This window comes from Bradyrhizobium huanghuaihaiense, from assembly GCF_007830635.1.
Classification (GTDB): domain Bacteria; phylum Pseudomonadota; class Alphaproteobacteria; order Rhizobiales; family Xanthobacteraceae; genus Bradyrhizobium; species Bradyrhizobium huanghuaihaiense.
This window is the reverse complement of sequence record NZ_VLLA01000001.1, coordinates 495,642-516,926: the sequence shown is the minus strand read 5'-3', so window position 1 is coordinate 516,926 and position 21,285 is coordinate 495,642. Positions and strand designations below refer to the sequence as shown.

Genomic DNA, 21,285 nt, shown 5'->3' with positions numbered 1-21,285 from the left:
GGGCGAACCCGGAATCCAGAGATTGTTGATCGAGATTCTCAGGTGCGCAATTGCGCACCGTAGTTCGCGCTTCGCGCGCCCCGGAATGACAGTTGGGCCGATGGTCGCGCTGCGCGGAAAAGAAATCGACGCCTTCCTCGCCCGCCCCGATGCGGGCCGTCCGATCATCCTGCTCTACGGTCCTGATGCCGGCCTCGTGCGCGAACGCGCCGACGCGCTGATCGCCTCGGCGGTCGACGATCCCAACGATCCCTTCTCGCTGGTGAAGCTCGACGGCGACGAGCTCTCCGCCGAGCCGTCGCGGCTCGTCGACGAAGCCATGACCGTGCCGTTGTTCGGCGGCCGCCGCGCCATCCGCATCCGCGCCGGCTCGCGCAGCTTTGCCGGCGGCATCGATACGCTGGCCGAGATGAGCGTGAAGGATTGCCGCATCGTGATCGAGGCCGGCGAGCTGCGCCCGGAATCGCCGCTGCGCAAAGCCTGCGAGAAGGCCAGGACGGCGGTCGCGATCGGCTGCTATCCCGACACCGAGCGCGACCTCGCCAAGCTGATGGAGGATGAGCTCCGCATCGCGAACTTGCGCATCGCGCAGGATGCCCGCGCGGCGCTGATGTCCTTCCTTGGCGGCGACCGCCAGGCCTCGCGCAACGAGCTGCGCAAGCTCACGCTCTACGCCCATGGCAAAGGCGAGATCACGCTGGACGACGTGATGTCCGTGGTCGCCGACGCGTCCGAGCTGAAGCTCGATCCGATCGTGGACGGCGCCTTCGCCGGCCGGCCCGACATCGTCGAGACCGAATTTGCAAAAGCCATGATCGCCGGCACCTATCCCGGCGTGATCATCTCGGCCGCACAGCGCCAGGCCGCATGGCTGCACAAATCCGCGCTCGCGATCGCCGACGGCCAGCCGGCCTCCGCCGTGCTCGACGGCGGCTTTCCGCGCTTACACTTTTCACGAAAGCCGATGGTCGAAACCGCGCTGCGCAATTTCAGCGTGGCACGCCTCGCCGCCATCATCGAGCAGCTCGCGACCGCCGCGCTCGACACCCGCAAGCAATCGACGCTCGCCGCCGCCATCGCCCAGCGCACGCTGATGGCGATCGCCGCGAATGCGAAGCGGCGGGGGTAGACTTCCACTCTCTCCACGTCGGGTGTAACTCTCTCCACTCGTCATTGCGAGCGCAGCGAAGCAATCCAGATTCCCTCCGCGGAAAGATTCTGGATTGCTTCGCTCCGCTCGCAATGACGTGGTGGATGCAGACGCGCGCCAAATACTCGGCCGTCGTCCTGGCGAAAGCCAGGACCCATTACCCCAGGGAGAGGTTTGGCGAAGATTCGTAGTTCGGTACTGCGACCTTCAGCAATTGAAGGATCACGCGGTATGGGTCCTGGCTTTCGCCAGGACGACACCGAGAGAGTTACAGCGCGCCCTTGGCGAGCCGCTTCATCACCTCGTCGAGCTGATCGAGGTTGCGGTAGTTGATCTGCACGGAGCCGCCGGGGTCGCGGTGATTGACGGTGACCTTGAGGCCGAGCGCGTCGCTGACGCGCTTCTCGAGATCGATCGTATCCGGGTCCTTCTCCTTGCCCCCGGTCGAGCGCGCCTTCTGCGGCTTGCGCTCCGGTACGCCCTCTTCATGCGCGAGCGCCTCGGCCTGGCGGACGTTGAGGCCTTCCTCGACGATGCGCTTGGCGGCGGCGAGCGGATCAGGCACGCCGATCAACGCGCGGGCGTGACCCGCCGTCAATTCACCGGTCGCGATGAAGGCCTGCACCTCGGCCGGCAGCTTGGTCAGCCGCATCATGTTGGCAACGTGGCTGCGGCTCTTGCCCACGACCTTTGCGATGTCGTCCTGGCTGCGTTTGAACTCGTTGGCGAGCGCGTGATAGCCCTGCGCCTCTTCCATCGGGTTGAGATCTTCGCGCTGCACGTTCTCGACGATCGCGAACTCCAGCGCATCGCTGTCGCTGATGTCGACCGGGACGATCGGCACCTCGTGCAGGCCGGCCATTTGCGAGGCACGCCAGCGCCGCTCGCCGGCGATGATCTCAAAGCGGTCCTGCGCGCCCTTCACCGGACGCACCACGATCGGCTGGATCACGCCGTGCTGCTTGATGGACTCGCTGAGCTCCTTGAGCTCGGTGTCCGAAAACGTGCGGCGCGGATTGCGCGGATTGGCCTTGATGAATTCGATCGGCACCTTGCGCTGCGCGCGCGGCCGATCGACATGCTGAGCCTCGCCGCCGACGTCACCGATCAGACTTGCAAGACCCCGGCCCAGTCGCGAACGCGCTTCGTCGGCCATCGCCAGCTCCCTTGGATTCACGGTGCAGCACTCCAGAACTGAATTTCAAATCGTAGGGTGGGCAAAGCGAAGCGTGCCCACCAGTTGTTTATGTGCGGAAGATGGTGGGCACGGCGAAGACGCCTTTGCCCACCCTACGGCACCGCTAATGCGTCGTGCGCAGCTCGCGCTCGCGCTGAATCACTTCGGTGGCGAGCCGCAGGTAAGCTTCGCTGCCGACGCATTTGAGATCGTAGACCAGCACGGGCTTGCCGTAGGACGGCGCTTCCGAGATGCGCACGTTGCGCGGGATCATGGTCTTGTAGACCTTCTCGCCCATGAACTGGCGCACGTCGGCGACGACCTGGTTGGAGAGGTTGTTGCGCGAGTCGAACATGGTCAGCACGATGCCGTGGATCGACAGGTTCGGATTGAGCGTCGAGCGAACCTGCTCCACCGTCTGCAGCAATTGCGACAGACCTTCGAGCGCGAAGAACTCGCACTGCAGCGGCACCAGGATCGCATCCGACGCAGCCATCGCGTTGACCGTGAGAAGGTTGAGCGAAGGCGGGCAGTCGATCAGCACATAGGTGTAGTCGGCATCCGGCGAGACGTTGTTGTTGAGCGCGCCGATCGCGTCGCGCAGCTTGAAGGCGCGGCCCGGCGTGGTGCCGAGCTCGAGCTCGAGGCCGGAGAGATCCATGGTCGAGGGTGCGATGTGCAGCCGCGGCACTGCGGTCGAGACCACCGCCTCGCGCAGAGGCGCTTCACCGATCAGCACGTCGTAGGTCGAGCAGGAGCGGTTGCGACGATCGATGCCGAGGCCGGTCGAAGCGTTGCCCTGCGGATCGAGATCGACGATCAGGACGCGCTCGCCGATCGCAGCGAGCGCCGTGCCGAGGTTAATCGCTGTGGTTGTTTTTCCCACGCCGCCCTTTTGATTCGCCAGCGCGAGGATGCGCGGGTGGCCGTGCGGGACCTCTGCGGTCTGCTCTTGCTGCGGCTCGTCAATCACGCTCATCGAAATTTCCCCACTCCACCCCTGAACGTCTCACCCTCGCCGTTCGGCGGCATTCAGCTCCACGATCCAACCATCGCCGGTGCGGCTTTGGTGGAGCTGAGGCTGAATATTCCAATATTTAGCGGCTTCGGTCAATTCAGCCTCTACATCTTGACCCTTAGGAAATAGCGCCTTTGCGCCCTGGCGCATCAGCGGCTCCGCAAAGCCGATGAGTTGATGTAGCGGAGCCAGCGCACGCGCGGTGACGCAATCGACGGGGCCGGTGATTCTATCCACATTATCCCCGATCTCAGCGAGATGTACGACTCCCGGAGATGAGGTGACGCGGACAGCTTCGCGCAGGAACGCCGCCTTCTTGGCGATTCGCTCGACGAGGTGGACGCTGCCGCCCGGGGTCTCCGCCATGGCGCAGGCGAGCACGACGCCGGGAAAGCCGCCGCCGCTGCCGAGGTCGGCCCAGCGCTTTGCGCTCGGCGCGAGATCGACGAGCTGGAGCGAATCGGCGATGTGCCGGGTCCAGAGGTTTGGCAGGGTCGACGGCGCAACGAGATTGGTCTTGGCCTGCCACTCCCGGAGCAGCGCGATGTAGCGGTCGAGCCGGGTCTCTGTTTCATGTGAAACGGGCGCGAGCTTGAGCGCTGCGATCTTGTCCGCGGCGATGATGGCATCGAGCGACCGATCGTTGGCGCTGGCCTTGTCGATCCTCGGTTTGGCCGTCGCCGGTTCGGATCGACGACCCGCGCCCTCACCTACTCCGGGTCGTCGCGATAGCGGTCTGTCCCCGCCCGGTCCGCGCTGTTTCACGTGAAACGCCTATGCGATTGCCTTGGAAGTCTTCCGTGCCTCGCGGCGGAGATAGGCCGCGAGAATGCCGAGTGCCGCCGGCGTCATGCCATCGATGCGGCCGGCCTGGCCGACCGTGAACGGCCGCGCCTTCTCCAGCTTGGCGCGGACCTCGTTGGAGAGACCGGGGACCTGCTGGTAGTCCACCTCCGACAACACCATCCCCTCGTCGCGCCTGAAAGCTTCGACGTCGGCGCTCTGGCGCTCCAGATAGACATCGTACTTGGCGTCGATCTCGAGATGGGTGGCGATGATGGGATCGATCGCCGACAGCTCCGGCCAGATCGCGCGGACCTGGCTCCAGCCGATCTCGGGATAGGCCATCAGCTCGAACGCCGAGCGGCGCTGGCCGTCCCGGTTCAGGGACAGTCCGTGCTTGATCGCCTCGTTCGGGGTGATGGTCAGCGACTTCGACAGTGTCCCGGCGGCGTTCAGGGCGTCCATCTTGGCGCGGTGATGCCGGGTCCGGGCACTGCCGACGCAGCCAAGCGCGATCCCCTTCTCGGTGAGGCGCTGATCGGCATTGTCGGCGCGCAGCGTCAGCCGGTACTCGGCCCGCGAGGTGAACATCCGATAGGGTTCGCTGATCCCGCGGGTCACGAGGTCGTCGATCATCACGCCGAGATAGCCGTCTGCGCGGTCGAACACCGTCAGCGCGGCGCCGCTGGCGGAGAGCGCGGCGTTCAGGCCGGCCACGATGCCCTGCCCGGCGGCTTCCTCGTATCCGGTGGTGCCATTGATCTGCCCGGCCAGAAACAGACCGCGCAGGCGCTTGGTCTGCAGGGTCGGATCGAGCTCCCTGGGATCGATGTGGTCGTATTCGATGGCGTAGCCGGGGCGGACCATCTTCACCCGCTCTAGGCCGGGAATGCTGGCGAGGATCGCGAGCTGGACCTCCTCCGGCAGCGAGGTCGAGATGCCGTTGGGGTAGACGGTGCTATCATCGAGCCCTTCCGGCTCCAGGAAGATCTGATGGCCGTCGCGGTCGCCGAAGCGGACGATCTTGTCCTCGATCGAGGGGCAATAGCGCGGTCCGGAGCTCTTGATCTGGCCGGAGTACATCGGGGAGCGATGGACATTGGCCCGGATCACCTCGTGGGTTGCGGACGTGGTCCGGGTGATCCCACACTGGATCTGCGGGGTCGTGATCCGCTCGGTCATGACCGAGAACGGCTCCGGCGGCTCGTCTCCGGGCTGCATTTCGACCGCCGCCCAGTCGATTGTGGTGCCGTCCAGACGCGGCGGCGTGCCGGTCTTGAGCCGTCCAAGGGTGAAGCCGGCCCGCTCGAAGGAAGCCGAAAGACCCATCGCCGGTGCCTCTCCGACCCGGCCGGCGGGCCAGTTCTTCTCACCGAGATGGATCAGACCACGGAGGAAGGTGCCGGTGGTGACGACAACCGCCCCTGCCCGAAGCTCCCGGCCATCGGCCAGACGCAGTCCGGTGACGCGTCCTTCGACCACGATTAGCTCGTCGGCTTCGCCCTCGATGACGGAAAGACCGTTGGTCTCCCGGATCGCGGCCTGCATCGCCGCCGCATAGAGTTTGCGGTCCGCCTGGGCCCGTGGACCGCGGACTGCGGGGCCCTTGCGGCGATTGAGCACGCGAAACTGGATGCCGCCGGCATCGCCGACCCGGCCCATCAGACCATCAAGCGCATCGACCTCGCGGACCAGATGACCCTTGCCGAGACCACCGATGGCGGGGTTGCAGGACATCGCGCCGACCGTTGAGAAACGGTGCGTCACCAGAGCCGTGGTCGCACCCATCCGGGCGGCGGCAGCCGCAGCTTCACAGCCGGCGTGGCCGCCGCCAATCACGATGACGTCGAAACTCTCTCGCTCTGTTCGCATGGGCGGACTTCTATCCCAGAGCGGAAAAAGCCGGAAGTGGAAACTGGGTGGGACCGTGTTTCACGTGAAACAGATGGGCCGAAGGGGACTGCGGCAATTTCGCGAGAACAACCCCATGCACAGTAGGAGGCGCCCTGATCTGCCTCGTGTTTCACGTGAAACAATCGTTGGCCTCCTTACGCGAAAGGAGCCGAAAGCGTCCTACCATTCCCTATTATCGCGTTACGAGGAGGAGGCGGATCAGAGTCAGACCCGTCGCGTCGCACTCCGTCATTGCGGGCGCAGCGAAGCAATCCAGAACCCCTCCGCGGAGGCAGTCTGGATTGCTTCGTCGCAAGGGCTCCTCGCAATGACGAGGTTGGGGTGCGGCCGCCGGCCTAATCCTCGCTGGTGGGACATCGGATCCGCAAACGAAACCACTGAAACTGCCCAATTGTTTCACGTGAAACAAAAGAGAGAATCGACCCCATCTGTTAGCGAAAGGGCTATAGCCCGGATGGAGCGCAGCGAAATCCGGGGAAGGTATCTCCGCCGGGCGACCGGCCCCGGATTGCGCTGCGCCCCATCCGGGCTACGAGAACCGTCCTCGTTTCACGTGAAACCCAAGCAATGGAACAAGTGCTAGTTCTACAATGAAGAACTAGCGCTACTTTCCGATGCAGAATTTCTGGAAGATGGCCCCGAGGACGTCCTCGACGTCCACCCGACCCAGGAGCCGGCCCAGGGCGTAGGCGGCGGCGCGCAGCTCTTCGGCCGCGAGCTCTTCGCCCTCTTCTACAAGGTCCAGACTCCGGCGCAAGCTGTCCGAGGCCTGGCGCAACAGATCGCGCTGGCGAGCCCGGGTCACCAACGCACCCTCGGTCGTCCCGAAGAAATTGGCGGCGAATTTGACGAGGGCGTCGACCAGCTCGGGAATGCCGTCGCCCCGGCTGGCCGAGATCCCGAACTCGCCTGCCGGCTCGGCACCTCCGGCCCCGCCCAGGTCGATCTTGTTGCGCACGATCCAGACCGATCCGCCGGGTCGATGGTCTTCGGATTTCCCCAGCGATCGCATTGCCTCGGGACCGACCGGCCCCTCACCCTCGGCCAGCCACAAGACCAGGTCGGCGTCCTCGGCACGCGCACGCGCACGACGCACGCCTTCCTGCTCGACCGGATCGTCGGTCTCGCGAATGCCGGCGGTGTCGATGACCGTGACCGGATAGCCATCGAGATCGAGCGACACCTCGATCACGTCGCGCGTGGTACCCGCATGCGGCGAGACGATCGCGACGTCGCGCCGCGCGAGCTGATTCATCAGCGTCGACTTGCCGACGTTCGGCTCGCCCGCGATCGCAACCACGAGGCCGTCGCGCAGACGTTCAGAATGTCCCTGTGCCGCAAGCACTTTTGTGATTTCATCGTGTAGCGCCTTGATCGCTTTCACCGCCGGCGCCCGCAACTCCGCCGGCACATCGCCTTCATCGGAAAAATCGATACCGGCCTCGATCAGCGCCGACGCCTCGATGATGCGCTCGCGCCAGTCGCGCGCGCGGTCGCCGAGCAGGCCCTGCAGCTGGCGCAGCGCCTGGCGGCGCTGCCGGTCGGTGTCGGCGTGGATGAGATCGTCGAGGCCCTCGGCCTCGGTCAGGTCGAGCTTGCCGTTCTCGAAGGCGCGCCGGGTGAACTCGCCGGGCTCGGCCGCCCGCGTATTCGGAATATCAGAAATAGCAGCGAGGAGCGCCGCCAGCACCGCCCGGCCGCCATGGACGTGAAATTCGGCGATGTCCTCGCCGGTCGCGCTGGCCGGTCCTGGAAACCAGAGCACGACCGCGTCGTCGATCGGCTGGCCCGCGCCGTCCCGGAGCAGCCGGCGGCTCGCCTGTCGCGGCACCGGCAGCTTCCCTGCGAGGGTCGTCAGAACCAGGCCGGCTTGCGCGCCCGAGACGCGCACCACTGCAATGGCGCTGGGCGCCCGGCCGGATGACAGCGCAAAAATGGTCTGGTCCCGCGGATGCATGGCCTATTTGTGCGGCTGCCAGTGAAAAGGCAAACATCCGTTTTCAGCCCGGTCGGCGGCAGGATTTTGCTGCGCCAGATCCGCAGCAATTCTCTTATTGCACCGCAATATATTCGCGTCATTTTTGCTGCAGAAATGCCTTCTCCGGAAGAGGTTCGGCCGAGTCGAATTCAAGTATTATTTTGATATATCAACAAATTAATGGGACACAGCGATAAGCGCTGCGGCACCCCTGAATGCTGCACTTCGCTGCAGCAAAGCCGCAACAAAAAGGGCGCCCGAAGGCGCCCTCTGATTCTGCTGCACTGCACTCAAGTATTCATGGAGTCGAAGAACTCCGAATTGCTCTTGGTCGAGCGCAGCTTGTCGAGCAGGAAGTCGATCGCGTCCATGGTGCCCATCGGATTGAGGATGCGGCGGAGCACGTACATCTTCTTGAGCACCTGCGGATCGGTGATGAGCTCCTCCTTGCGGGTGCCGGAGCGCGAGATGTCGATCGCCGGGAAGGTGCGCTTGTCCGAGACCTTGCGGTCCAGGATCAGCTCCGAGTTACCGGTGCCCTTGAACTCTTCGAAGATGACTTCGTCCATGCGGCTGCCGGTATCGACCAGCGCGGTCGCGATGATGGTCAGCGAGCCGCCCTCCTCGATGTTGCGGGCGGCACCGAAGAAGCGCTTCGGACGCTGCAGCGCGTTGGCGTCGACACCGCCGGTCAGCACCTTGCCGGATGACGGCACGACCGTGTTGTAGGCGCGGCCGAGGCGCGTGATCGAATCGAGCAGGATCACGACGTCGCGGCCATGCTCAACCAGGCGCTTGGCCTTCTCGATCACCATCTCGGCGACCTGGACGTGACGCACCGCCGGCTCGTCGAAGGTCGAGGACACGACCTCGCCCTTCACCGAGCGCTGCATGTCCGTGACTTCTTCCGGACGCTCGTCGATCAAGAGCACGATCAGATAGCATTCGGGATGATTGTGCGTGATCGAGTGCGCGATGTTCTGCATCAGCACGGTCTTACCCGTGCGCGGCGGCGCCACGATCAGCGCGCGCTGGCCCTTGCCGATCGGGGCGACGATGTCGATCACGCGTGCAGACAGGTCTTTCCGCGTCGGATCGTCGATTTCCATGCGGAAACGCTGGTTCGGAAACAGCGGCGTGAGGTTGTCGAAATTGACCTTGTGCTTGGCCTTTTCCGGGTCCTCGAAATTGAGCGTGTTGACCTTCAGCAGCGCAAAATAGCGCTCGCCCTCTTTCGGGCTGCGGATGTGGCCTTCGATGGTGTCGCCGGTGCGCAGGCCGAAACGGCGGATCTGCGAGGGCGAAACGTAGATATCGTCAGGGCCCGGCAGATAATTCGCATCGGGCGAGCGGAGGAAGCCGAAACCGTCGGAGAGCACCTCGACGACGCCTTCACCGACGATATCGGTCTCGGCCAGCGACAGCTGCTTGAGGATGGCGAACAGCAGCTCCTGCTTGCGCATGGTGCTGGCGTTCTCGACCCCGTTCTCTTCCGCGAACGAGACGAGCTCGGCCGGGGTCTTCGACTTGAGGTCCTGGAGTTTAATTTCCCGCATTGGGGTGGTCCTGTGGGGTAACCTTGGAAGGGGTGCGAGGAGGCTCTGAAATGCGGACGTGAGAAGATTAAGGTCCGCAGGTCTGGCAAGGAGAGTGCCGGTGAGGCTTCAAACCTGATGCGGTGTCCGGCCTCTGGAAAGCTCAGACACAACCACATCCGCCTGCGTTGGGTGGGATATCGATAATATAGAAAATCGCTCCCTTCTCCGCAAGCCGAAGCGCTGAGCGATTCCGCGGGTGGCTTGCCTAGAACGGCTTCACGATCACCATGATGACGATGAGAATCATCAAAACGGTCGGCACCTCATTGATAATCCGATAGAATTTCTGGCTTCGCGGACGCCGGTCGGCGGCGAAATCCTTGAGCCAGCGCGAAAAAAAGCCGTGGACCGCCGACAGCGCCAGGACCAATGCCAGTTTTACGTGCAGCCAGCCGAACGTGAACCAGTGGCCGGACCAGGCGAGAAAAAGCCCGGCAAGCCAGGTGACGATCATGGCGGGGTTGATGATCGCCTTGAACAGCCGGCGTTCCATGACCTTGAACGTCTCCGACTGCTTCGAGCCGATCTCGGCGTCGCAGTGATAAACGAACAGCCGCGGCAGATAGAGCATGCCCGCCATCCAGGAGATGACGGCGATCACATGCAGCGCCTTGATCCAGAGATAGCCGTCTTCGAACATTTTCGCGGCCCGGATTGATGCCCAGCGAAAGGAGCTGGGGATAGTAAGAACCCGTTAAGGTCTTACCCTGCACACATATCCGTCCGTAGCGCCTTCCTCAAATCTAGAATCTTAGATTCTTAAGGTTTGAGTCTAAGTGACCGTGGATTGGACTCACGCAATTCCGTCCGCCGCTTCGCGCGCGCTTGTTCACATCCATCAACATATTCTGCGCAGGTCCGGCCAGTTCCGATAAGCCGTCCGGACTCAAAGGCTTGCGTGCGCTCGTCGGCAGCTTATCAAGGGGGTTATCCGCGCAATCCCGCTTCCCGCATGGAGAGGCGTCGGACTTGTTCTGACGGGCAGCGGTGTGAAGAAAATTGGCACTTGTCCCGTCCCTGGTGTCGCACATCCCTTTCCGAGCGGTTAAGCTCCACAGAAATCCACAAACCACCCCGCCCTCATCCAAAGAGTTTTTGTGCCGACCTCGAACAATTATTTCCATCTGCACCTGGTCTCCGACTCCACCGGCGAGACGCTGATCACCGTCGCGCGCGCCGTCGCTGCGCAATATGCGAACGTGACGCCGGTCGAGCATGTCTATCCGCTGGTGCGGAGCCAGAAGCAGCTCGACCGGGTGCTCGACGAGATCGAGGAAGCGCCGGGGATCGTGCTGTTCACGCTGCTCGAGAAGGATCTGGTCGCCAGGCTCGAGGACAAGTGCAAGCAGATCAATGTTCCGAGCCTGTCGATCATCGGGCCGGTGATGCAGCTGTTCGAAGCTTATCTCGGGGCTGCGACGACGGGTCGCGTCGGCGCCCAGCACGTGCTCAATGCGGAATATTTCAAGCGCATCGACGCACTTAACTACACGATGATCCATGACGACGGTCAGCATGTCGAAGGTCTCGACGATGCCGACGTGGTTCTGGTCGGCGTGTCCCGCACCTCGAAGACGCCGACATCGATCTATCTCGCCAATCGCGGCATCCGCACCGCCAACGTGCCGCTGGTGCCCGGCATTCCCGTGCCGGCGCAGCTCGAGACGTTGACGCGGCCGCTGGTCGTGAGCCTGCACGCGACGCCGGAACGTTTGATCCAGATCCGCCAGAACCGCCTGCTCTCCATGGGCGCCGAGTCCGGCAGCGACACCTATACCGACAGGCAGTCGGTCACCGAGGAGGTCGCGTTCGCGCGCAAGCTGAGCGCCAAGCACGACTGGCCGCTGCTTGACGTCACGCGGCGCTCGATCGAGGAAACCGCCGCGGCGATCATGAAGCTCTACAGCGATCGTCAGCGCAACCGGCCCTCGGAATAGTTGTCGCGATGGCTCTGTGGCGCGGCACATCTCCGCTGATCCTGGCCTCGCAAAGCAGCGCACGAAAAATGCTGCTGGCCAATGCCGGGTTCGAATTCGATTCCGTCACGGCTGATATCGACGAGCGCGGTATCCAGGCCAGCTCCAACCTCAGCGATCCGCGCGAGATCGCTCTGCTGCTGGCCCGCGAAAAAGCCAGGGCGGTCTCTATGGGTCGTCCGGGAAGTTATGTGATCGGCGCCGACCAGACGCTGGCGCTCGGCAGCCGTCTCTTCAATAAGCCCGTCGGCCGCCCACAGGCGCTGGCGCAACTGCGCGATCTCGCCGGCAACAGCCACGAGCTGAATTCCGCTGTGGCCGTGGCGCGGGACGGCAAGATTGTTTTCGAGGATGTCTCAGTGGCGCGCATGACCATGCGGCCAATGAGCGAAACCGAGCTTTCGGCCTATCTCGACGCCGCCGGCGATGCCGTGACCAGAAGCGTCGGCGCCTATCAGCTCGAGGGTCTCGGCATCCATCTGTTCGAGCGCATCGAGGGCGACCATTTCACCATTCTCGGCCTGCCGCTGCTGCCGCTGCTTGCGTTCCTGCGGAGCGAGCAGCTAATTGCGGTGTAGATGCGAGAGAAGGCTGGGTGCTGATGCGGATCCTCGGACTGACCGGCTCGATCGGGATGGGCAAATCCACCACCGCGAAATTGTTCGCGGAGGCCGGCGTGCCCGTCTACGACGCCGATGCCGCCGTGCATCAGCTCTACGAGGGTGAAGCGGCGCCGGCGATCGAGGCCGCCTTCCCCGGCACCACTGTGAACGGCAAGGTCGACCGGACAAAACTGTCGGCGCGCGTGGTGCACGATCCCGCCGCGATCAAGCAGCTCGAGCAGATCGTCCATCCGATGCTCGGTGACTCCCGGAAGAAGTTCTTCGCCGACGCCGAGGCCGCCAAGGCGCCGGTCGTGGTGCTGGACATTCCGCTGCTGTTCGAGACCGGTGGCGAGAAGCGGGTCGACGCCGTCGTTGTCGTCTCGACCTCGCCGGAACTCCAGCGCGAGCGGGTGCTGGCGCGCGGCACGATGGACGAAGCGAAGCTCGATGCCATCATCGCCAAGCAGACGCCGGATGCCGAGAAGCGCAAGCGGGCCGATTTCGTGGTGGATACCTCACACGGACTTGAGCCGGTGCGCGCCCAAATCAAGCACATCCTGGCCGAGGTCGTTAAGATGCCGCAGCGGCGAGTCTGATTCGCCGTCTCACACGGCCTCCCGATCATGCGCGAAATCGTCCTCGACACCGAAACTACCGGCCTTGATCCGCTCCGCGGCGATCGCTTGGTCGAAATCGGCTGCGTCGAGATCTTCAACCGCATGCCGACGGGACAGACCTATCACGTCTATATCAACCCCGAACGGGACATGCCGGCGGAAGCCTTCGCCGTGCACGGGCTGTCGGCCGAATTTCTCTCGACCAAGCCGCTGTTCCACGAGGTCGTCGATGCGTTTCTGGAGTTCATCGGCGATGCACCGCTGGTGATCCACAACGCCTCGTTCGACATCAGCTTCATCAATGCCGAGCTCGACCGGATCAAGCGTGCCGCGGTCCCGCGCGAGCGGCTGGTCGATACGCTGCTGCTGGCGCGCCGCAAGCATCCCGGCGTGTCGAACCGGCTCGACGATCTCTGCTCGCGCTATTCGATCGACAATTCACACCGCACGAAGCACGGCGCCCTGCTCGACGCAGAACTGCTTGCGGAAGTCTATGTCGATCTGGTGGGGGCGCGGCAGTCGCAGCTGCTGCTGGCTTCGGAGAGCGCAGAGATTCGCGTCAATTCCGCCGGCGATGCGCCGCGGCGGCAGCGGTCAGTGCCGCTCGCGCCGCGGGTTTCGGATGCCGAGCGGGAGGCCCATCGGGCCTTCATCGCAACGATGGGCGAAAAGGCGATCTGGAACGAGTATCTCGCCGCTCCAGTCGCCCCTCCGGCTGGTTAAGCCTGCGCTTAGGCCTGGCCGGTCTGGCCACCCTGGGCGGCCATCTGCCGCTCCATGTTCTGGCGATAGAGACCGACGAAATCGACCGGGTCCAGCATCAGCGGCGGGAACCCGCCATCGCGCACCGCGGTTGCGATGATCTCACGGGCGAACGGGAACAAGAGCCGCGGGCACTCGATCATGACCAGCGGGTGCAGGTTCTCCTTCGGCACGTTGACGATCCGGAACACGCCGGCATAGGCGAGCTCGAACGAGAACATCACCTTGCCCGCGGTCTCGGCCTTGCCTTCGACCGTCAGCGTCACCTCGAACTCCTGTTCGCTGAGGTTATTGGCGCCGACATTGATCTGGATGTTGATCTGGGGCGGCTGGCCCTGCTGCTGGAGCGAGCTCGGCGCGTTCGGATTTTCGAACGACAGGTCCTTGGTATATTGCGCCAGCACGTTGAGCTGGGGAGCCTGAGCCGCCTCGGGAGGGGTGCCGTTACCGTTGGTCATAGAAGTGTCTCCTTAACCCGATTGGGGCTGAAATTCGCGGCGGTTGGCTAACATAGGGCCGCCTCGTTCCACAAGGACGAACGGTCCCGGATGGGAATCCTGATCGTGCCCGCAACTATGACGTTCAGGGCGGCCTTTCGCCGAAATCGCGCCTTAAACGATTGAAGATACGCGATTTCCGCCCAGGATCGGGTTTCCCCTTAAGGATAAAACGCGCTACACTCGCCTCTGTGCCAAAAGGCGCCATTGGCCGGGCAAGATTTCGTGCCTACATCCCAGGGACCAGACGCGCGGACCTAAAATGGTGATGTAGACTTGCCGTTTCCGTATGGAACGGTCTACTGGCCGGATTGATTTTCCCGGCAACGACCCCGAAGCGAAGACCCAGAGCAAAGACCAGAAAGCGAATACGACGTGGACATCTACACCATCATCTTCCTGGCGTTGGCGGTCTTCATCTTTCTGAGGCTGCGCAGCGTGCTGGGGCAGCGCACGGGCAACGAGCGGCCGCCGTTCGATCACACTGCCGCCCGTAATGCGCTGGGGGGTGCCCAGGACAAGAACGTCGTGACCATGCCGGGCAAGGTGATCGACCAGGCTCCGCTGGCGCCGACGGCCGAGCCAACCGCGCCCAGCGACCGCTGGAAGGGTCTGACTGAACCGGGCACCGCACTGGCGCAGGGTCTCGATGCCATCGTCGAGAAGGATTCCACCTTCGATCCGCGTCATTTCATCTCGGGTGCTCGCGGCGCTTATGAGATGATCGTGCTGGCCTTTGCCAATGGCGATCGCCGCGCGCTGCGCGACCTGTTGTCGTCGGAGGTCTATGAAAGCTTCGACGCCGCGATCAAGGAGCGCGAGAGGAACGAGCAGAAGACCGAGACGCGCTTCGTCTCGATCGACAAGGCTGAGCTCGTCGGCGCCGAGATGCGCGACCGCACCGCGCAGCTCACGATCCGCTTCGTCTCGCAGATGATCTCGGCGACCCGTGACAAGGCCGGCAACATCGTCGATGGCAGCGCCGACACGGTTGCCGACATCACCGATATCTGGACTTTCGCCCGCGACACCACCTCTCGCGATCCGAACTGGAAGCTGGTTGGCACCGGAAGCGCGAATTAAGATCTTCCTGAAGAACAGCGCGACGGCGCTCTGCGCGGGTGTCGTCGTGCTGTCATCGTTTTCGCTCGGCGCCGAGGCGGCGCGGCGCCACTACCGCAGCCATCATCACCACGCCCCGCAACTGGCCGCCGCTCCGCCGCGGGCCTTGCCCTATCCGCAGCTTCCCCTGCCGTTCGAGATCTCAGGCGCGCAATATCTGCCGCTGGCCTGGGCCGACGTGAAGGGCTGGGGCGACGACGATCATCTCGCCGCCTACAAGACATTTCGCGCCAGCTGCAAGTCGATCAATGCGCAGACCGGCGCGCCCGAGGCGAAGGCGCTGGGGGCATCGCTCAGCGAGCCCTGCCGGGTCGCCAAATCGCTCGAGCTTGCCGACGACGCCAAGGCAAAGACATTCTTCGAGGAGAATTTCGCGCCGCTGCGCATCTCCCGCTTAGGGGAGCCCGATGGTTTCGTCACCGGCTATTACGAGCCGGTGCTCGAGGGATCGCGGACGCAGACCGACGTCTTCAATGTCCCGGTCTATCGCCGGCCCTCCAACCTGTTCGTGCGCGGCTACAAGCAGGATTCCGTCAGCCTGCCCAACAAGGGCCCGGTCTACCGCAAGATCGGGCGCCGCAAGCTGGTGCCCTATTACGACCGCGGCGAGATCGAAGACGGCAAGATCGCCGGTCGCGGCCTTGAGGTCGCCTGGCTGAAGGATCCGACCGATCTGTTGTTCGCGCAGATCCAGGGCTCGGCGCGGATCAAGTTCGAGGACGGCACGACGCTCCGGCTCAACTACGACGCCTATAACGGCTATCCCTACACGGCGGTGGGACGCATCCTGATCGAGCGCGGCATCATTCCGAAAGAGGAGATGTCGATGCAGAAGATCAGGGAGTGGATGGCGCAGAATCCTGATGGCGCCAAGGAGCTGCGCCGCCAGAACCGCGCCTATATCTTCTTCCGCGAGGTCAACCTCTCCGACAAGGACGAGGCGGTGGGCGCGCAAGGCATTCCGCTGACGGCGGGACGCTCGATCGCGGTCGACAAGTCGCTGCATGTCTACGGCACGCCGTTCTTCATCGAGGGCGAGCTGCCGATCGACTCCGAACGTTCGAAGACGCCGTTTCACCGGCTGATGATCGCGCAGGATACCGGCTCAGCCATCATCGGCCCCGCGCGTGCGGATCTGTATTTCGGTGCCGGGCAGGAGGCCGGCCGCGTCTCCGGGCGGCTGCGCCATCCCATGCATTTTGTCATGCTGGTCCCGAAGAGCCTCGATCCTGTGACGCGCGCTGCGCGGCTGCCGATACCGGATCCGCGTCCCTCGGAGAAAATCGCAAAACTGTTTCCGCAAACCGATCCGGCCAAGACGGGCACGCCTGCTGCGGCGCCCGCCGCGGCGCAAGGCAAGAACGAAACGGTTGCCATCGCCGGGCCTGTGCCGCTACCGGTGCCGCGTCCCGCGATCGAGCCTGTCCCTGAGCCGCGGCGGCCTTTGAAGAATCGTCCCCATCGGCAGCAATGAAGCGATCGTCCCGTCCGCCCGTGCTGGAGCCTCGCCCCTCGCCGCGCCGCCGCGCGCTGAGCGAGGAAGAGCGCGCGCTGTGGGAGACGGTCGCAAAGCAGGTCAAGCCGCTGAGGAAGCATCGCGTGGCCAAGGCGCATGCTGCGCCGCCCGCCGGGCCTTCGCCCGTGGTCCAGGTGTCCCGGGTTGCGCCGGCGGCAAGACCGGTTGCCGCAGCCCCGGCGCCGCGTATCGCAAAACCGTCTGTTCCGCCTTTGGCGCCGCTCGGCAAGCGCGAGCGCACAAAACTGTCGCGCGGTCGCCGCGAGATCGAGGCGCGGCTCGATCTGCACGGCATGACCCAGATGCGTGCCCATCGCGCGCTGACCGGCTTCCTGCACCGGGCCCATCATGACGGGCTGACCTTCGTGCTCGTCATCACCGGCAAGGGACGCAGCGGCAACGAAAGCGGCGTGCTCCGCCGCCAGGTGCCGGAATGGCTGAGCCTGCCGGAATTCCGCGCCTTCGTCGTCGGCTTCGAGACCGCCCATATCGGCCATGGCGGCGAGGGCGCGCTATATGTGCGGATCAGGCGGGCGAGAGGCTAGAGAGTTCTGACAGCGGCGAGCTCGGTGCAACCTCTCCCGCTTGCGGGAGAGGTCGTCGCGCGAAGCGCGGCGGGTGAGGGCTCTCTCCTCTTGGGGGTTCTCGCCCGCGGAGACACCCTCTCCCCAACCCTCTCCCGCAAGCGGGAGAGGGAGCGCATCGTCTAAAACGGCCGCACGATGCCGACGCGCGGGATCAGGGTGATGACCAGGCCGAAGATATTTGTCTTCCGATCCTCGATCGGAATCATCGGAGCTTCCTGCTTTGCCGGCAGCATCTTCACCGCATGCAGGATCAGGACCATGCAGACCGCCCAGTTCGAGATCCAGCGCGAATAGTCGAACACCATCGCGAACATCACGAGATAGGCGAGGCTGACGCCGATCAGTGCTGCGATGACGAGGCGGCGGTGCGTTTCGCTCGCGAGCGCGCCGATCAGGCTCGCAAAGAAACGCCACAGCGGGGTGTGCAACCAGATCAGCAGCGCGAACACGGGCAGGCCGAGGATGTTGTGCGGCAGGCGGCCCCAGGTGTCCGAAATTTCCTTCGCCAGCGGCTGATACCAGATGCAGGCGAATTGCAAGAGGTCGGTGCGGGACGGATCGGCCATCCGGGTCTTCAGATACGCGACGAAGTCCGCTTCGGGGATCGGCATCGTTCCCAGGAATTGCGCGGCGAAGAACAGTGCGGAGACAAGGGCGAGGGCGATCACGCCGAATGCGACGTTGCCGCGACTGCTGCCATACGTGAGGTAGTGCCTGATCACCACGATGGTGATGATCGTCGGCACGTACATCAAGAGATGGATGTGGTGGATCAGCACCAGCACGATCGAGAACAGCGCGGCCACAGCCACGAACAGCAATGAACCTGCCGGCATCAGCAGGAGGACGATCGCCAGCGCGCAGCCATAGACGTCGAAATGGCCGAGCGTGTGCATGAAGTTCTTCAGGAAGAACGGCGAGCCCGCGGTGAAGACGAACAGCGGCAGCGTTTTCGCGGTGAAGCCGAACGTTCGCTGGAACAGTCTTGCATAGAGACCAAGCGTCACCAGCCATGTCGCCCCGCCGAGCGCGAACACCAGCCAGACCGGCACCTGGTCGGTGAACAGCGCGACGATCGCCCCGATCAGCGCGCGCTTGATGAAGCCGAGATGGTAGTCGACGAGGAGATGGATGTAGGGGACGTAAGGCGGCAGCTGGATCTTGTGGACGAACACGCCGGCGATGATGGCGGCGTTGATCGCGAGCAGGAGCCGCCAGGGGTTTTGCAGGATGCTAGCGGGCACGTGGCACCCGGCGCGCGTCAACCTCCGCCGTCGTCCCGGGCAAGCGAAGCGCGACCCGGGACCCATAACCACAGGCGGTCGTTTGTGCCGGGATCGGAGCCGCCATCTGTTTCAACAAGGACCGCTGGTGGTTATGGGTCCCCGCTTTCGCGGGGACGACAGCGGGATAGATAGCTGATCTCTACCGAACTACAAAATGAACCGGCTCAGATCCGCATTCTTGGCGAGGTCGCCGACGTGCTTCTGCACGTAGTCGGCGTCGACCTTGATGGTCTCGCCGCTGCGGTCGGGGGCGGTGAAGGAGATCTCGTCCAGCACCCGCTCCATCACGGTCTGGAGCCGCCGCGCGCCGATGTTCTCGACGGTTGAATTCACGGCTACCGCGACGTCGGCCAGTGCATCGATGGCGCTGTCGGTGATGTCGAGCGTCACGCCCTCGGTCTGCAGCAGCGCGACATATTGCTTGATCAGCGAGGCCTCGGGCTCGGTCAGGATGCGCCGCATGTCGTCGCGGGTCAGCGCCTGCAGCTCGACGCGGATCGGCAGACGGCCCTGCAATTCCGGCAGCAGGTCGGACGGCTTGGCGACGTGGAAGGCGCCCGACGCAATGAACAGGATGTGGTCGGTCTTGACCGTGCCGTGCTTGGTCGAGACCGTGGTGCCCTCGATCAGCGGCAAGAGATCGCGCTGCACGCCCTCGCGCGAGACGTCGCCGCCGACGCGGCCGTCGCGGGCGCAGATCTTGTCGATCTCGTCGAGGAACACGATGCCGTTGTTCTCGACCGCGCTGATCGCCTCCAGCGTGAGCTGCTCGGTGTCCAGCAGCTTGTCAGATTCCTCGTTGACCAGGATCTCGTGCGAGCCTTCCACCGTCAGCCGCCGCGTCTTGCTGCGGCCGCCCAGCTTTCCAAAAATGTCGCCGATCGAGATCGCGCCCATCTGCGCGCCCGGCATGCCCGGGATCTCGAACATCGGCATGCCGCCGCCGGACGACTGCGTCTCGATCTCGATTTCCTTGTCGTTGAGCTCGCCGGCCCGCAGCTTCTTGCGGAAGGATTCCCGCGTCGCCGCGCTGGAATTGGCGCCGACCAGCGCATCGAGCACGCGCTCCTCGGCGGCGAGCTGCGCCCGCGCCTGCACGTCCTTGCGCTTCTTCTCGCGGACCTGGGCGATCGCGACCTCGACGAGATCGCGCACGATCTGCTCGACGTCACGGCCGACATAGCCGACCTCGGTGAATTTCGTGGCTTCCACCTTCAGGAACGGCGCATTCGCCAGCTTGGCGAGACGTCGCGCGATTTCCGTCTTGCCGACGCCGGTGGGGCCGATCATCAAGATGTTCTTCGGCAGCACCTCCTCGCGCAAGGAGCCTTCGAGCTGCTGCCGCCGCCAGCGGTTGCGCAGCGCGATCGAGACGGCGCGCTTGGCGTCGCCCTGGCCGACGATGAAACGGTCGAGTTCGGAAACGATTTCGCGGGGGGAGAAGTCTGTCATGGCACCTTAGCTAGGGTCAGATGCGGGCCGGGACAAGCCGCTTTTTTCGGCCGTCAGATGATCGGCGGGCCCGACTGCCATTGTTTCACGGCCTCGATCGGATGGATCAGCATCAGGATATTGAGCGTCAGATTGTCGCGAATATGGAGCGCCAGCATGATCTCGAAGGCGAGGCCGAGCAGGACGGTCGCAGATACCGGCAGCACGCGCGCGACGAGGAACCCGAGCATCATGGCCAGATTGTCAGACACCGAATTGACGATGCTGTCGCCGTAATAGTCCAGCGAGATCGTACCGGCGCGGTAGCGCTCGATGATGAAGGGCGAGTTCTCGACGATCTCCCAGGCGCCCTCGATCAGCATGGCGATGATCAACCGAGCCGGCCACGATAAGGTGAGGAATGGCAGACGCGCGAACAGCAGCCAGGTCAGCCCGTAGAACAGGAAACCGTGCAGCACGTGCGAGAAGCTGTACCAGTCGGCGATGTGCTGGGAATTCTCCGAGCTGTTCACCACGCCGTGCCAGAGCTTGACATAGCCGCAGGTGCAGATCGGCACGCGCCCCATCGCGAACAGGATCACGGCTTGCAGCGCCAGCAGCGATAGCGCGATTCCGGCCCAGGCGAGCGGCGGAAATGCGACCTTGCTCTCCTGCGCGTGCGCCAGCGTCATGGCTCGCGCACCATCAACAATGCGGCCCCGTCCGGCGTCTCGACCATGCGGTCGCGAACGAAGCCGGCCTTCTCGTAAGCGCGTATCGCGCGCGCATTGAGCGGATCCGGATCGGTGACCATGCGCGGCAGGCCGTGCCGCAACTGCTCGTCGACGAACGCGCGAGTGAGCGCCGAGCCATGGCCCCGCCCGATCATGTCGCCCTCGCCGATGAACTGGTCGATGCCACGCGTGCCCTCCGGTTGCGGCCCAAAGCCCGTATTCCAGGCGGTCAGGCGGTAGCACTGAAGATAGCCGAAGGGCCTGTCGCCGGCCAAGACGATGAACTGGTCCATCGCGGGTTCATCGAGGTCACCGCTCACCAGCGCAAACTGCTCGTCCGGATCGCCCCACCATTCCCGCACATGGGCTTCGCCCAGCCACCGCCGGATCAACGGCAGGTCGGCCGCGGTCATCGGGCGGAAGGTGTAGGTGGCGATCATCTAGCAGCCACGGCGGTGGTGCCCTCCCTCTCCCGCTTGCGGGAGAGGGTCGGGGAGAGGGTGTCTCTGCATCGGGACAGCCCCTGAGTGGAGA

At 64.1% G+C, this 21,285-nt stretch carries 20 protein-coding genes; 8 read left to right on the top strand and 12 right to left on the bottom strand.

Annotated elements, in window-relative coordinates:
* The first annotated feature begins 100 nt into the window (after positions 1 to 100).
* On the top strand, positions 101 to 1,129 hold the full coding sequence (gene holA, locus IQ16_RS02420; protein ID WP_018646017.1) for a DNA polymerase III subunit delta: 1,029 nt from the start codon (positions 101 to 103) through the stop codon (positions 1,127 to 1,129).
* A gap of 289 nt (positions 1,130 to 1,418) precedes the next feature.
* Here the strand turns inward: holA and IQ16_RS02410 are convergent, their stop codons facing one another.
* The 7 genes from IQ16_RS02410 to hemJ form a co-directional block, all read right to left on the bottom strand.
* The gene (locus IQ16_RS02410; RefSeq protein ID WP_026312464.1) at positions 1,419 to 2,306 is read right to left on the bottom strand and encodes a ParB/RepB/Spo0J family partition protein; all 888 of its coding nucleotides are present in this window, start codon (positions 2,304 to 2,306) and stop codon (positions 1,419 to 1,421) included.
* A 145-nt stretch (positions 2,307 to 2,451) separates the two neighbouring features.
* Entirely contained in the window at positions 2,452 to 3,306 is an 855-nt protein-coding gene (locus IQ16_RS02405; RefSeq protein ID WP_018646020.1) for a ParA family protein, read from the bottom strand.
* Between the two features lie 30 nt (positions 3,307 to 3,336).
* On the bottom strand, positions 3,337 to 4,110 hold the full coding sequence (rsmG, locus tag IQ16_RS02400; protein ID WP_018646021.1) for a 16S rRNA (guanine(527)-N(7))-methyltransferase RsmG: 774 nt from the start codon (positions 4,108 to 4,110) through the stop codon (positions 3,337 to 3,339).
* Positions 4,111 to 4,119: 9 nt separating this feature from the next.
* Positions 4,120 to 6,000, bottom strand: coding sequence for a tRNA uridine-5-carboxymethylaminomethyl(34) synthesis enzyme MnmG (mnmG, locus tag IQ16_RS02395; protein ID WP_018646022.1), 1,881 nt, complete (start codon positions 5,998 to 6,000; stop codon positions 4,120 to 4,122).
* Between the two features lie 646 nt (positions 6,001 to 6,646).
* On the bottom strand, positions 6,647 to 7,999 hold the full coding sequence (mnmE, locus tag IQ16_RS02385; protein WP_018646023.1) for a tRNA uridine-5-carboxymethylaminomethyl(34) synthesis GTPase MnmE: 1,353 nt from the start codon (positions 7,997 to 7,999) through the stop codon (positions 6,647 to 6,649).
* 311 nt (positions 8,000 to 8,310) lie between these two features.
* Positions 8,311 to 9,576, bottom strand: a complete 1,266-nt coding sequence (gene rho / locus IQ16_RS02380; RefSeq protein WP_011083462.1) for a transcription termination factor Rho — start codon at positions 9,574 to 9,576, stop codon at positions 8,311 to 8,313.
* A 247-nt stretch (positions 9,577 to 9,823) separates the two neighbouring features.
* Positions 9,824 to 10,258 carry a protoporphyrinogen oxidase HemJ gene (gene hemJ / locus IQ16_RS02375; RefSeq protein ID WP_018646024.1) on the bottom strand — a complete coding sequence of 145 codons (435 nt, stop codon included), beginning with the start codon at positions 10,256 to 10,258 and terminating at the stop codon, positions 9,824 to 9,826.
* A gap of 457 nt (positions 10,259 to 10,715) precedes the next feature.
* On the opposite strand from hemJ, the gene IQ16_RS02365 reads away from it, so the two are divergent.
* Genes IQ16_RS02365 through dnaQ form a run of 4 tightly spaced genes read left to right on the top strand, consistent with a single transcriptional unit; the run spans position 10,716 to position 13,539 of the window.
* A complete protein-coding gene (locus tag IQ16_RS02365) occupies positions 10,716 to 11,555 on the top strand; it encodes a pyruvate, water dikinase regulatory protein (RefSeq protein WP_018646025.1) in 840 nt (279 codons plus the stop codon).
* Positions 11,556 to 11,563: 8 nt separating this feature from the next.
* Positions 11,564 to 12,172, top strand: coding sequence for a Maf family protein (locus IQ16_RS02360; protein WP_018646026.1), 609 nt, complete (start codon positions 11,564 to 11,566; stop codon positions 12,170 to 12,172).
* A 23-nt stretch (positions 12,173 to 12,195) separates the two neighbouring features.
* On the top strand, positions 12,196 to 12,795 hold the full coding sequence (coaE, locus tag IQ16_RS02355; protein WP_018646028.1) for a dephospho-CoA kinase: 600 nt from the start codon (positions 12,196 to 12,198) through the stop codon (positions 12,793 to 12,795).
* A 27-nt stretch (positions 12,796 to 12,822) separates the two neighbouring features.
* Positions 12,823 to 13,539 carry a DNA polymerase III subunit epsilon gene (dnaQ, locus tag IQ16_RS02350; protein ID WP_018646029.1) on the top strand — a complete coding sequence of 239 codons (717 nt, stop codon included), beginning with the start codon at positions 12,823 to 12,825 and terminating at the stop codon, positions 13,537 to 13,539.
* Positions 13,540 to 13,547: 8 nt separating this feature from the next.
* Here dnaQ and secB read toward each other — a convergent pair whose 3' ends face one another.
* Positions 13,548 to 14,036 (bottom strand): protein-export chaperone SecB, encoded by a 489-nt coding sequence (gene secB / locus IQ16_RS02345; protein WP_018646030.1) that lies wholly within the window; start codon positions 14,034 to 14,036, stop codon positions 13,548 to 13,550.
* A 414-nt stretch (positions 14,037 to 14,450) separates the two neighbouring features.
* Between secB and IQ16_RS02340 the strand changes: the two genes are divergently transcribed.
* From IQ16_RS02340 to IQ16_RS02330, 3 genes are read left to right on the top strand one after another with little or no spacing between them, the layout of a single operon-like run.
* Positions 14,451 to 15,158: a Tim44/TimA family putative adaptor protein gene (locus IQ16_RS02340; protein WP_018646031.1), complete on the top strand. Its 708-nt coding sequence runs from the start codon at positions 14,451 to 14,453 to the stop codon at positions 15,156 to 15,158.
* The gene (mltA, locus tag IQ16_RS02335) at positions 15,136 to 16,671 is read left to right on the top strand and encodes a murein transglycosylase A (RefSeq protein WP_018646032.1); all 1,536 of its coding nucleotides are present in this window, start codon (positions 15,136 to 15,138) and stop codon (positions 16,669 to 16,671) included. Before IQ16_RS02340 ends, mltA begins: the two co-directional genes overlap by 23 nt.
* The gene (locus IQ16_RS02330; RefSeq protein ID WP_018646034.1) at positions 16,668 to 17,258 is read left to right on the top strand and encodes a Smr/MutS family protein; all 591 of its coding nucleotides are present in this window, start codon (positions 16,668 to 16,670) and stop codon (positions 17,256 to 17,258) included. Before mltA ends, IQ16_RS02330 begins: the two co-directional genes overlap by 4 nt.
* A 161-nt stretch (positions 17,259 to 17,419) precedes the next feature.
* Here the strand turns inward: IQ16_RS02330 and IQ16_RS02320 are convergent, their stop codons facing one another.
* The 4 genes from IQ16_RS02320 to IQ16_RS02305 form a co-directional block, all read right to left on the bottom strand.
* Positions 17,420 to 18,544: a hypothetical protein gene (locus IQ16_RS02320; RefSeq protein WP_020608034.1), complete on the bottom strand. Its 1,125-nt coding sequence runs from the start codon at positions 18,542 to 18,544 to the stop codon at positions 17,420 to 17,422.
* A gap of 189 nt (positions 18,545 to 18,733) precedes the next feature.
* Positions 18,734 to 20,038, bottom strand: coding sequence for an ATP-dependent protease ATPase subunit HslU (hslU, locus tag IQ16_RS02315; RefSeq protein WP_018646038.1), 1,305 nt, complete (start codon positions 20,036 to 20,038; stop codon positions 18,734 to 18,736).
* Positions 20,039 to 20,091: 53 nt separating this feature from the next.
* A complete protein-coding gene (locus IQ16_RS02310; protein ID WP_018646041.1) occupies positions 20,092 to 20,709 on the bottom strand; it encodes a DUF2585 domain-containing protein in 618 nt (205 codons plus the stop codon).
* A complete protein-coding gene (locus tag IQ16_RS02305; protein ID WP_018646042.1) occupies positions 20,706 to 21,191 on the bottom strand; it encodes a GNAT family N-acetyltransferase in 486 nt (161 codons plus the stop codon). Before IQ16_RS02305 ends, IQ16_RS02310 begins: the two co-directional genes overlap by 4 nt.
* Positions 21,192 to 21,285 lie beyond the last annotated feature (94 nt).